We start from the raw sequence: 12,283 nt of genomic DNA, 5'->3' as shown, positions 1-12,283 counted from the left end.
AGTATATAGGGCTAAACACGCACTCAGATTTTTTTCGAATGCTTGATTACGACTAAACATGCACTCGAATTCTTTTTGAATGCTTGATTACGGCTAAACACGCACTCGAATTCTTTTTGAGTGCTTGATTACGACTAATCGTGCACTCGAATTCTTTTCGAATGCTTGATTACGACTAGACATGCACTCCAATTCTTTTTGAGTACTTGATTACGGCTAAACACGCACTCGAATTTTTTTTGAGTGCTTGATTACGACTAATCGTGCACTCGAATTCTTTTCGAATGCTTGATTACGACTAAACATGCACTCGAATTCTTTTTCGAATGCTTGATTACGGCATTTATACTTGATTTAATCAGCAAACCTACTCCTCAAAACAAAGCAAAAAAAATAAGCCAGTTTAGACTTTTAATTCGTCTAAACTGGCTTATTTCAATTGATTCTTAATTAATGATAATTAAGCTTCTTGAACTGCAGGGTATACAGAAACTTGTTTCTTGCTGTGTCCCTTGCGCTCAAATTTAACAACACCGTCAACTAGTGCGAATAATGTATCATCCCCACCACGACCTACGTTGTTACCTGGGTGGATTTTAGTTCCACGTTGGCGGAAAATGATTGATCCACCTGTAACAGTTTGTCCGTCAGATGCTTTCGCACCTAAACGTTTAGCGATTGAGTCACGACCGTTTTGTGTCGAACCTCCACCTTTTTTCGTAGCGAACATTTGTAAATTAAGTTTTAACATTCCAATGCACCTCCTATGATATGAATTCTTTTTCGTATATATTTATAAATTCAGGATAACTCTCGGCCAGCACTTCAAATGCAAAATGCAAATGTTGAAGTAATAACTGCGCATCATGAGTCACTGATTTACTTAAATTTGAAGGTAGCGTTACTTTTAAGTAACCTCCCTCAATTTCGTTTACTTCCGTTTCAACTTCAATGTTCAGTAATTGAACTAATGAATTCTCAACTGAAATAACTTGACTCGATACTGCCGCACAAACAATATCATAACCTGGATCTGCATAACCTGCGTGACCCGTCATTAAGACTTGTTTAATGTGCTTATGAGTATCGCGATAAAATGATATGTTAATCATTATTATGCGTTAATTGAGTTAATTGTAACTTTTGTATACGGTTGACGGTGACCCTGTTTAGTATGAGAGTCTTTACGACGTCTGTATTTGAAGATTGTTACTTTTTTACCGCGTCCTTGTTTTTCAACAGTCGCTTCAACAGTAGCACCTTCTACAAATGGAGCACCAATTTTAGTGTCTTCTCCACCTACTAATACAACTTCATCAAAAGTGACTGTGTCACCTTCGTTAACGTCTAACTTCTCAATGAAGATTGTTTGTCCTTCTTCAACTTTTACTTGTTTTCCGCCAGTTTTAATAATTGCGTACATTCAAGCACCTCCTATATTTTTATTGTCAGAGTAATCACTTACTCCTACACCGAGACTCGCCATTTTAAGTGGATGTTTCCATCACTTATATACTTAAGATGTGCGGTTGCAGATGGGTGCACAAATACAACAGTAGTATCATAGCAAAATAATAGATGAGCGTCAACTATTATTATTAATTATTCATAAAATTTCATTGCTTTTTGATACATGGGTAAAAACTCATCAACTGTCTTTGCTAGCCAAACTTTATAGTCTTCTTCAGATTGTAATTGGTGGTTTATCTTAGGTTCAATTCTCCCAATCATAAATTCTGCACTTTTAACTTTTTCAAGACGCTCAAATAACTTTTCTAAATCGGCTTCAAGAATAGATTCATAAGCCAGTTTTGTGTGATCGGGTATGATTGTTATATCCTCAGGTAAAGATTGAAACGCTTCAATATCGGATTGAAAGAGTTTTGCGATATCTTTTTGATGCAAAATATTATCAATAAAAGACAACATAATGAAGATATACTCTCCATTAATACCAATTTGAAAATGAGGATATTTCTTATAACCACGGTTGTCTCCGCCAATGGCACACCAAGTTGATTCTAGCTCGTGAACTGAGCGTTGTATATGCTTGGCAACATGGACTGGCAATGGCTCAGCTAAATTCAACTTTGTTTGAATATGCTCTGAAACAAACCGACCATAATATCTAAATAATGGTTGAATTTTTGAGCGAATCATAGGCATTTGTGTATCTAAACCTTTAACATTGAAGAGATTGAATTCCTCTTCAGTAAAAATATATTCCATCATATTCCCCTATTTCATTACATCTTTAATTACACGCATGGCATTTTGGAAACCAAATTTTTCAATAGTTCCATAATCCCAGCCTGAATGCCATAAGGCATCAAATAACAGATTCATCTTATCTGGTCCATCAATTTCTAACTCGCCACTCATGCCGTCAAAGTCTGTTCCTAAAGCGAGGACTTCTGAACCACCAATATTCCGAATGTGGTTCAAGTGTTCAATCATAATTTTAATGGTAGATTGATTTTGAGTGATATCTTTATTTAAGAATTTTCCAAAGAAATTCAAACCAATAACTCCACCAGACTCAGCGATTTTCTTGATCATATCGTCTGATAAGTTTCTTGGGTGCGGCGATATGGCTCTTGCATTCGAATGACTCGCAATAATTGGTTTGTTTGAAGTTTCAATCACATCATAGAACCCACCATCAGATAGATGCGAGACATCAATTACCATGCCTAGGCTATTCATTAATTCGATGGCTTCAAAGCCGAATTTCTTTAAACCTTTTCGCATGTCGTTCTTGTCAAAACTATTCGGGTATCCAATGGAATTTTCTTTATTCCAAGTAAGTGTGACTAATCTAAAGCCAATCTCGTATAGATTTTCTAAGCGAGTGAGATCTTCACCAATCGGTCTGCCGTCTTCTAAAGTTAAGAATATCGAGATATTATTAGCCATTTGGTTGCTTTCAAGTGTCTCATAATTAGTGGCTAATTGAATGCTATTACTAAATTTATCAATACTTTCTTGTAAATGTTTGTATAGTTGATCGATGTATTCTTTATCGCTAATTATTGGTCTATTTTGCTTTTTAAATATGGCTTCATTTAGCATAAAAACAGCTAAAAATTGCGCCATCGCTCCCCCTTGACTTAATCGTTGAATATCAAGGTGTGTTTGAGAATTGTGCATTAAAGAATCAACACCCGTTAACGACGTATGCATGAGTGTGTCTGCGTGTAAATCAATGAACTTCATACATAAACCCTACTTTCTATAGTTGAACTAAACGAATCATGGCATCTGTTAGAGCTCCAAGAACAGTCGGCATAGCGGATAAATTAAAGTATTCATCTGCCTGATGTGCGCGGTTTTCCATACCATCATTTAAGTATGTGATTCCGAATGCGACACCAACCCCCTGGAATAATTTGGCATAAGTAATGCCCCCACTATAAAATGCAGGCTGATTCTCTGCAATCCAATCATCATAAACTCCCATTAATTGATTTACATAAGGATTATCCATTGAAATTTCAGTAGGTGGGAAGTGGAAATGATTCCCAATAATAAAGTTTGGAAACTTACTTTCTAAAGTTGCTTGTAATTGGGCTTTCGTCACCGGATTAGGGAAACGAATATCCACAACAAGTCTAAGTTCGCCATCAGTTAAATGGCATTGAGATGGATTCACTGTAGGTGAACCCATAGGTTCATAATGTGGTTTTAAGTTTAAACCAGCGCCGTTGTAATCATTAAAAGCGGCATTAAATGGCACTGCCCATTCTTCATCTAATTTCTCAGCCAGCAATTTGAATAAGTGGGCGAGTGCATTTTCTCCTAATTCCGGCTTTGAACTGTGAGCTGATTTCCCATAAATTGTCAGACTATTGCCTACTAACGCATGTTTGAACGTTAATTCTTCTAATGCTGCAGTGACTTTATCAATCGCTTCTTCTTTAAGAATGACATCCACACGATCATTAATCGCATTTTCAGAATTAAATGTTTCGATTGTTTCAACAATACTTGATTGAATTTTTCCTTCTAGTGAAAAAGCTGCGTCTCCTTTTTCACCAAGTGTTATTTGAAATGATGAATCTGGTGTAAACATAAAGTTCGGTAAACCATTTTGTTCAACATAGTATACAATATCTTCGAATGAACTCTCTTCATCCGTTCCTACTACGAGACGTAAATTATGGGTTAAAGTTAAATCCATTTCTTTAATCAGTAGTAAAGATACGTAGGACAACCAAACAGCCACTTTCATATCTTGAGCACCACGCGCGTAGAGATTATCACCTACAATTTCTGCTCCAAATGGATCATAATTCCAACCATCTCCAACGGAAACGACATCCATGTGTCCAACAACGTCAATACGTTTGTCAGTCTTTTCAGATGCAGGTAGTTCGATAACTAAATACTGGCCTTTATCGTTGAAAGTTTTAAAGCCATCTTGATCAGCTCTTTCCTTCATCCAAGCAAGTCCGTTCGCAATACCTTCACCGTAGGGTGCTTCTTCAGACACAGTCTCTTCTTCGTATATTGTGGGAATCTGTAATAAGTCAACCATTCCTTCAACGATCATGTCATTGTGTTGTTCTGTCCATTGTTTAATTCGTTCTGCTAAATCCATTCAACCAAATCCTCCCGTAAATACTTATCTTCAATTATAAATATGATAAAAAGGCTCACTTTCTTATTAAGTTTAACATATTTATATTCATTTAAAAAAAGAACCGTCAGTAGTATTACAAACGGCTCCTTTGATATTTCTTTAGATTAACTCTATATATTTTTCAATTAATTCATCATACTCGCCATTTTCAACCATTTCTTCAACAACGCCATTAATGACTTCTAACAAATCTTCGTTATCTTTATTTAAAATAACTGATTGGCCAGTCTGAGCTTCTTCATCAATGAATGGGAACTCTTCTAATAGAACTAGTTTACCATCATTTTGTTTTATAAATTGAGCTGCTGCGACTTCGTCTAATAAAACAGCATCTAGACGATTTGTTAATAGTGATTGAATTAAATCATTGTTTTTTCCTAGTGATGTTAATTCTGCATCAGGAAATTCGCTTAAGATAATTCCTTCTTGAATTGAAGCTTTCTGAGCACCTAAGCGTTTCTCAGAAAATGTTGATGCGTCTTGAAACTGCTCTGCGTCTTCGGAACGAACAACGAAGTAATCCGTTGTTTCATAATAAGGTGTTGAAAAATCCACTTGCTCAGCACGATCTTCAGTATAACCCATTCCAGCAATTAAGATATCCACACGATTTGTCTTCAATGAAGGGATTAAACCATCAAAGCCCATGTTCTCAATGACTAGCTCTACGCCAATTTCATCAGCGATTTTTTGGGCTAAATCAATATCTGCTCCAATAATTTCCTCTTGCCCATCTTCGATAGAAATCCATTCGAAAGGCGGATAATCAGCCGATGTTCCAACAACAAGTTGCCCTTTTTCTTTAATGCTCTTTAGCGTTGTTTGTGCTTTTGCGTTTGATAATGGTAAGACAAGTGATGCTAATAACATCACAGCTGTGATAACTTTCATTATTTTTTTCATTGTTACGCCTCCTGATATTGTCCGCTGATGCTTTCTTTATCGCCTACTCTTCCGTTTGTTCAGCGTTTAATTCTGTATTCTTAGTTACGATTTCTTCCATTTGTCCTGATTCAGTAACGTCAGCGATAACTTTATTGATGGCTTCCATTAACTCAGTGTTACCTTTAGCCGTTACAGCTGCGAAACCTTCGTTTTCTTCTTCAACTTGGATGTCGTCTAGTAAGACAATTGCGTCACTGTTTAAGTTAACGAATTCACCAACGACGATACCGTCCATTAAGACTGCATCCACTCGTTTTGATTTTAGAGCTTCGATAAGATCGCCATTTTTGTTCATTGATACTAATTCAGCATCAGGAAGAACATCATTTAGTAAACTTTCTTGAATTGTACCTTTTTGAACACCAATCTTTAAATTAGCGAAATCTTCAATTGACTCAAAGTTTCCTTCTTCTCCAACAGGGACAACGAATTTACTATTTGTTTCATAATAAACTTCTGAAAAGTCCACTTGCTCAGCACGTTCTTCAGAATAAGTCATTCCTGCAAGAACCATGTCTACACGGCCTGAGCTAACTGAAGGAATTAAACCATCGAATGATGTATCTTCAATAACTAACTCAACACCAATTTCATCGGCAATTAATTGTGCTAGATCCGCATCGATCCCAACGACTTGTGCTTCGCCTCCATCTAGGACTACCCATTCAAATGGTGGGAAATCAGCACTTGTACCTACGACTAATTCACCTGCTTCTTGAATATCAGCTAATGTATTTTGTGCTTCTGCAGGTTTCACTGATGCGAATAAACCTAATACGACAACGACAGATAATAATACTTTCATCATTTTTTTCATTTTTATTTCTCCTCTTTGTTTTTTTATTTAATTCAACTTCAACGCGACTGTTAAGTATTTAAGTCTTGTATACAAATGTATACAAAAATACCCGTCTCTAGTTCCTTCGAACATAGAGACGGGTTTGAGACCGCGGTACCACTCTAGTTAACTCCTCTAAATAAACTAGAAGAATTCCCTCAAAATTGTTAACGCTCAGACAGCGAAGCAAGCTACTTATTCACTTGCCTGTCTCATAAGTGCGGTTCAACAATAATTCATCGGTAAGCTTCCACTCTACCTTACCTCGCTTTGATGAGCTTTATTGTTTACTCTCTTAATCTCAGACTTAATTTATTAACTTGAAATGAGTTTAGCAATTCTTAAGACATAAGTCAACTGTTTTCCATCATTTTATTAAAATAAGTTTCATAATGTCGTCACTTTATCATTTTCTTCTAATGTTTAGAAGATAATGTAATCTTCGTAACCTAACCAATTTAATAAGCTTCGTGTTGGGAAATAAAGAATAATCGCCATGACAATATTAAAGATCAATGTCGGACTTAATCTTGAAACTAAAAAGCCAGTCATAGAAATCATTGACGTGCCTATTTCATTATAAAAGACGTAAACTAAAGCATCGAGAATTACAATTCCTACAAAGAACAACATTGCATGAACTGGCATCTTCTTTGGAAAATACTTTTTAACTTTAATAATTAAATAAGCAATGATGAAATATAAAGTAGCGTAAACACCTAAAACGGTTGTGTTATACGAATCATAGAATAAACCAAAGATAAAACTATAAATTAGAATATTACTTTCACGAAAATAAAAAGCAAATGTCACAATATAGTACAAAGTGATATGTGATACGATCACTTGGCCATTCCCTAAAAATGCAGCTGGAAATATGGCTGGTAAAGCCGCATCAATAATAGTTGTTAGGAATAAAATTACAGGAATAGTCCACTTTAATCTTTGCCAACGATTGATTCTCATCTACTCACTCTGCCCTTCACCGATAATCACTGTTACGAAACGAATATCGGTCATCTCTCCCGCAGGTTCAATTTCAACAACTTGGAATAAGCCATAATCATCCATGTAAGACTCAGCTACTTCACCAATTAATAAAGTTGCTGGAGTGATTCCACCAAGACCTGATGTAATAACCATATCACCACTTGCCACTTCTGCAGCTGGATCAACTTGGGTCATAATATAATGTCCTGTTCTTGGATCATATGAACTCACGATACCATTGGCAGATGAATCGCCTTGAGTTTGGATTCTCGCAGAGACCATACTTTCATTTTGTTGTTGTGTTGTTAATAACATTACTTTCGAACTCGTTGGGTTTACTTCGACAATGCGTCCAATTAAACCGTTCCCAGCCATGACAGACATGTCTTTTTTGATTCCTTCATTTGCCCCAACATTAATTGTTAGAGTTTCCATCCATTGATCAGGATTTCTAGAAATAACCGTGGCATTGACACGCGTAAAGTCACTTAATGTTTCTGATAAATCTAATTCTTGACGCATTTTTTCATTTTCAGTTTCCAAATCTGCAATTCTTACTTGCATCTCATCGATTTCATCGATTTTAGATTTTAAACTTTGATTTTCTTCAAAGGTATTTATTAATTCATCAACTGAATCAACAAAATTCACTACGATATTCACGGGAGCAGAGAAGACTCTTCCTACCCACGCACCGGTTTCATTGACTGCACTACTGACAACATTAGTAGTCCCATTATTCAGTGAAAAGAATACCAATGAAATTACGGCTATACCTGAGATAAGTATTCCGATTAATTTCTTATTATTTAACATTCATTCCTCTTCCTTACCTAAAAAACCCTAGCGTGAGCGACGCTCGTGTTCTTTACCTTGTTTATTTAGTTCTTTCAGCATCTTTCCTGCACCAATTGCGACACTATCGAGAGGTATCTTAGATAAGTGCACAGGGATACCAATTTCGTCATACAATCTTTCAGGTAGTCGCTTTAATAAAGCGCCACCGCCCGATAGGACGATGCCAGATTCCATAATATCAACAGAAAGCTCAGGTTTCGTCACTTCTAACACTTGTTTAATTGACGTTACAATCATCGAGATGACTTCATCTAAGGCTTCAGAAACGACCTTAGCATAAATAATTCGCTCATCAGGAACACCTGTTGCGATATTACGACCTTTAACGACCATCTTATCATTTTTATCATATTCAGTAAATTTCGCATTCCCAATTTCTATCTTCAATGCTTCTGCTTCACCGTAGCCAATGGCTAATTGATAATTTTCTCGAACAAATGCTTGAATCGCTTCATTCATGCGATTCCCACCTGCACGGGTTGTAATATCATCTACTACTTCTCCGTAGGAAATTGTCGCTACATCTGTTGTTCCACCACCAATATCGACCACCATCTTTCCGCGGGGTTCGGATATCGATAAGTCAGCACCTAAAGCTGCTGCAAACGGCTCCTCAATGATCATAGCACGTGAAATTCCTAAGTCTTTAATGGCGTCAATCATTGCTCGTCTTTCAACTTTTGAAATATTACTTGGCACACAGATGACTACTTCTGGCCGTGAAATGGACCGATGAACAGCTTGTTTTATATAGTGAGATAACATCTGTTTTGTTAATTCAAAATTTGCAATAACGCCATCACGCATTGGCCGAATAATTTCATATTTGTCAGAGGTTCTTCCAACTAACTGCTCAGCTTCTTTTCCAAAGGCAACAATTTCACCGGTTTCGATTTGCTTGGCAACAATGGAAGGTTCTCTTAACGCAATGCCTTTTTTCTCAATATAAATGATGGTGTTAGCAGTACCGAGGTCAATGCCTAGTCTTTGCTTATTCCAAAACATTGCTTCTCCTCCTTTTGACAAGAATATAATCATACCAAAACATTATAGCAAACCAATCGGTCAAAAAGCTACCAATCTTCACACTCTTAATAAAATTATATAAGTTTTTTTCAAATTGTAAACTAAATAACTAGGATTTACTTGAACTTCTTAAGTAAGACTTGTCATACTTCTTATTATTTCCATAAAAAAAAGGGGCTGTCCTGCTAGCCCCTAGTAAAATTTATTTAAATATCGCTTTAATTTCTAAGTAATCTTCAATTCCGTAGTGACCTTTCTCCCGACCAACACCAGATTGTTTATAACCTCCGAAAGGTGCCGCATTGTTAACTGTCGCTCCGTTAACAATAACATTTCCTGTTCTGAGTTGACGAGCTACTTCTAAAGCTTCTTCTTCGACACCCACAACAGCGCCGCTTAGACCGTATTCTGAGTCGTTCGCGATTTCAATGGCTTCAGCGACATCTTTATAAGTAATAACTGAAAGCACTGGGCCAAAAATTTCTTCTTGTGCGATGGTCATATCGTTAGAAACATTCACAAATACAGTTGGTTCAACAAAGTACCCTTTACGGTCAATTTCATTCCCACCAATAAGAACTTCCGCACCTTCTTGTTTTCCTTTTTCAATGTATTCAAGAACAGTTTCTTTTTGTCCTTTTGAAACTAAGGGACCAACAACAGTATCTTTATCATTTGGATCGCCGACTTTAGCCTCTTCGACATATTCAACAAGTGCTTTTTTCACGGCGTCAAGTTCATCTTCTGGCACAAGCAAGCGAGTTAACGCAGAACATGATTGCCCTGTATTATTTAATACCGTATCCATTGAAGATTTCACTGCTGTTTGTAAGTCACCATTTTTTAAATAAACTAAGGCAGATTTACCACCTAGTTCAAGTACAAGCTTTTTAATGCTACCTTTAGCTCTGTCAAATAAATTACGGCCGACATCCGTCGAACCAGTGAAGGAAATTAAGCCGACATCAGGATGTCCTGCTAAGTAGTCCCCTAAGTCACTTCCGCTACCAGTAATTAAGTTGAAAACACCTTTAGGTAGCCCAGCATCATCAATGATTTCAGCTAGTATCATTGCGGTTATCGGTGTATCCGAAGCAGGTTTAACAACGACTGTATTCCCTGCTAAGAGTGCGGGTGTAATTTTACGCTGAATTTGGTTTAAAGGATAGTTCCAAGGTGTAATAGCTGCAACAACACCAACGCCCTCTTTCATAATGGTCGCATTCTCAATTTCTTCTATAAAATCAAATTGTTTTAATGCTTCAACAGAAGCCTCTAGTTCTTCAGTTGAACGAACGACTTGAGAATATTCACTAAAACTACGAGCAGATCCTAGTTCTGCTACAACTGAGTCTGTAATTTCCTCTGCTCTTTGGCGAATGCCTTTTCCAATTTTTAAGACATATTCCGCGCGCTCTTCAGGTGATAACGTGTTCCAACTTGGGAATGCTCTTTTGGCAGCTGCAACAGCTTTATTCGCGTCCTCTTTATTTCCAATTGGAACTTTCGCAATGACTTCCTCGGTTGTAGGGTTAATCACATCTTTTGTCTCGGAACTTTGACTATTTGTCCAAGCACCATCGATATACATTTGGTAAGTTTTCACTAATATTTCCCCTTTCATGAGTATAGGTATCATATAATTAAATTCATTCAATAAATACATGAGTCACTATCAATATAATGGCTTAATATTTACTCTGTTCACAATCCAGTCTATCATCGGAAGCACTTTCATTCAATTTATATGCATATAAAAAAGCTCAAGACAAATGTCCTGAGCTTTACTCTTTAAAGAGATTTTAATTAGTCATTGTTAACAAAATTATAGTTTATTAACGTTAGCTGCTTGAGGTCCGCGAGCTCCTTCTTCAATATCGAAAGATACTTCTTGACCTTCTTCTAAAGATTTGAATCCGTCACCTTGGATTGCTGAGAAATGTACAAATACGTCCGCTTCTCCATCACGTTCGATGAATCCAAAACCTTTACCAGCGTCAAACCATTTTACTTTTCCTTCTGCCATTTTCATAGCCTCCTCTTCGTGCCTAGCACTTGTATTATATTCTTGCTGATGGTACGAATTGAATTATTTAAAAATCTTTCTTACCTCTGACAAAAACATATGTTAATGTTATCACAATTGATAAAAAATGCAATATTTTTACATTTTTATTTAAATTTTTAATCAAATAAGTTCGTGGTTTCATGAATACTTAAATATTCATCTTGCCCTATAATCAAATGATCTAAAACATTAATCCCCATTAACTCACCACACGCAATCATTCGCCTTGTAAAGTGTAAGTCTGCTGGACTTGGTTGTGTATCCCCACTTGGATGATTATGGGCAATGATAATTCGGGCAGTAGGATACTTTACTGCTTCTTTAAAAATCTCTCTCGGATGCGCGACAGAACTATTTACGGAGCCAATAAAGATAGTCCGTTTCTTAATAATTTCATTTTTGGTGTTAAGAAACAACACAACAAGATGTTCTTGGTGTAAATCAGCCATTTCTGTAATTAGCCATTCACCAGCTGACCGGGTTGATACAATGTGTCCATACTTTGGCACTGCACTGGTCGCAATCCGGTAACCTAATTCAATCGCAGCTTTAAGTTCAATGGCCTTCACCGGTCCGACACCTTTGACTTGTTGAAACTCTTCAATGCTTGAATGTTTTAATTCATTTAAATTTTGAAAGTGATCGATAAATCGCAAGGCAAGATTGAGTACATTCTCTTCACGCGTCCCTGTCCTAAACAATATTGCTAATAATTCCTGATCTGACAAAGCTTTTTCACCATAGGTCAGTAATCTTTCCCTCGGTCGCAAATCTTTTGGAACTTCTCGAATAAATGATTTTGAAATGTTCATAAAAAATACCTCCTTTTTGTGTATATATATAAATGGCGGATTTTATAATGAAGTTAGCCACTTCAAAAAATCCAATTAAATAAAAAACGCCATGTGAATTTCAT

Annotated in this window: 14 protein-coding genes and 2 other annotated features; all 14 genes read right to left on the bottom strand. The window is 36.5% G+C overall.

Annotated elements, in window-relative coordinates:
* Nucleotides 1-460: 460 nt before the first annotated feature.
* Nucleotides 461-751, bottom strand: a complete 291-nt coding sequence (gene rpmA / locus ACFO5Y_RS05560; RefSeq protein WP_197105071.1) for a 50S ribosomal protein L27 — start codon at nt 749-751, stop codon at nt 461-463.
* Between the two features lie 13 nt (nt 752-764).
* Nucleotides 765-1,112: a ribosomal-processing cysteine protease Prp gene (locus ACFO5Y_RS05555; protein WP_138403601.1), complete on the bottom strand. Its 348-nt coding sequence runs from the start codon at nt 1,110-1,112 to the stop codon at nt 765-767.
* Nucleotides 1,113-1,114: 2 nt separating this feature from the next.
* The gene (gene rplU, locus ACFO5Y_RS05550; RefSeq protein WP_138403602.1) at nt 1,115-1,423 is read right to left on the bottom strand and encodes a 50S ribosomal protein L21; all 309 of its coding nucleotides are present in this window, start codon (nt 1,421-1,423) and stop codon (nt 1,115-1,117) included.
* A 42-nt stretch (nt 1,424-1,465) separates the two neighbouring features.
* Nucleotides 1,466-1,541: a sequence feature (ribosomal protein L21 leader region), on the bottom strand.
* Between the two features lie 61 nt (nt 1,542-1,602).
* Nucleotides 1,603-2,229: a DUF1054 family protein gene (locus tag ACFO5Y_RS05545; protein WP_197105070.1), complete on the bottom strand. Its 627-nt coding sequence runs from the start codon at nt 2,227-2,229 to the stop codon at nt 1,603-1,605.
* 9 nt (nt 2,230-2,238) lie between these two features.
* Entirely contained in the window at nt 2,239-3,216 is a 978-nt protein-coding gene (locus ACFO5Y_RS05540; protein ID WP_197105069.1) for a dipeptidase, read from the bottom strand.
* Between the two features lie 16 nt (nt 3,217-3,232).
* Nucleotides 3,233-4,600 (bottom strand): Sapep family Mn(2+)-dependent dipeptidase, encoded by a 1,368-nt coding sequence (locus ACFO5Y_RS05535; protein WP_197105068.1) that lies wholly within the window; start codon nt 4,598-4,600, stop codon nt 3,233-3,235.
* Between the two features lie 141 nt (nt 4,601-4,741).
* On the bottom strand, nt 4,742-5,545 hold the full coding sequence (locus ACFO5Y_RS05530; RefSeq protein WP_197105067.1) for a transporter substrate-binding domain-containing protein: 804 nt from the start codon (nt 5,543-5,545) through the stop codon (nt 4,742-4,744).
* Between the two features lie 43 nt (nt 5,546-5,588).
* Nucleotides 5,589-6,404, bottom strand: coding sequence for a transporter substrate-binding domain-containing protein (locus ACFO5Y_RS05525; protein WP_197105066.1), 816 nt, complete (start codon nt 6,402-6,404; stop codon nt 5,589-5,591).
* A gap of 111 nt (nt 6,405-6,515) precedes the next feature.
* Nucleotides 6,516-6,737 (bottom strand) — a binding site (T-box leader).
* A 111-nt stretch (nt 6,738-6,848) separates the two neighbouring features.
* Entirely contained in the window at nt 6,849-7,391 is a 543-nt protein-coding gene (mreD, locus tag ACFO5Y_RS05520; RefSeq protein WP_197105065.1) for a rod shape-determining protein MreD, read from the bottom strand.
* Nucleotides 7,392-8,231 (bottom strand): rod shape-determining protein MreC, encoded by an 840-nt coding sequence (gene mreC, locus ACFO5Y_RS05515; RefSeq protein WP_197105064.1) that lies wholly within the window; start codon nt 8,229-8,231, stop codon nt 7,392-7,394.
* 27 nt (nt 8,232-8,258) lie between these two features.
* Nucleotides 8,259-9,278: a rod shape-determining protein gene (mreB, locus tag ACFO5Y_RS05510; RefSeq protein ID WP_197105063.1), complete on the bottom strand. Its 1,020-nt coding sequence runs from the start codon at nt 9,276-9,278 to the stop codon at nt 8,259-8,261.
* 223 nt (nt 9,279-9,501) lie between these two features.
* On the bottom strand, nt 9,502-10,905 hold the full coding sequence (locus ACFO5Y_RS05505; RefSeq protein ID WP_197105062.1) for an aldehyde dehydrogenase family protein: 1,404 nt from the start codon (nt 10,903-10,905) through the stop codon (nt 9,502-9,504).
* A gap of 219 nt (nt 10,906-11,124) precedes the next feature.
* Complete coding sequence (locus ACFO5Y_RS05500; RefSeq protein ID WP_138403612.1) at nt 11,125-11,325, bottom strand: cold-shock protein; 201 nt, start codon at nt 11,323-11,325, stop codon at nt 11,125-11,127.
* A 158-nt stretch (nt 11,326-11,483) separates the two neighbouring features.
* Nucleotides 11,484-12,179 carry a RadC family protein gene (gene radC / locus ACFO5Y_RS05495; protein ID WP_197105061.1) on the bottom strand — a complete coding sequence of 232 codons (696 nt, stop codon included), beginning with the start codon at nt 12,177-12,179 and terminating at the stop codon, nt 11,484-11,486.
* Nucleotides 12,180-12,283 lie beyond the last annotated feature (104 nt).

The sequence above is a fragment of the Ruoffia tabacinasalis genome (assembly GCF_042652985.1).
Taxonomy (GTDB): Bacteria; Bacillota; Bacilli; order Lactobacillales; family Aerococcaceae; genus Ruoffia; species Ruoffia tabacinasalis.
Note: the sequence above shows the minus strand (reverse complement) of the source record. Positions and strands in the feature narration are given on the sequence as shown.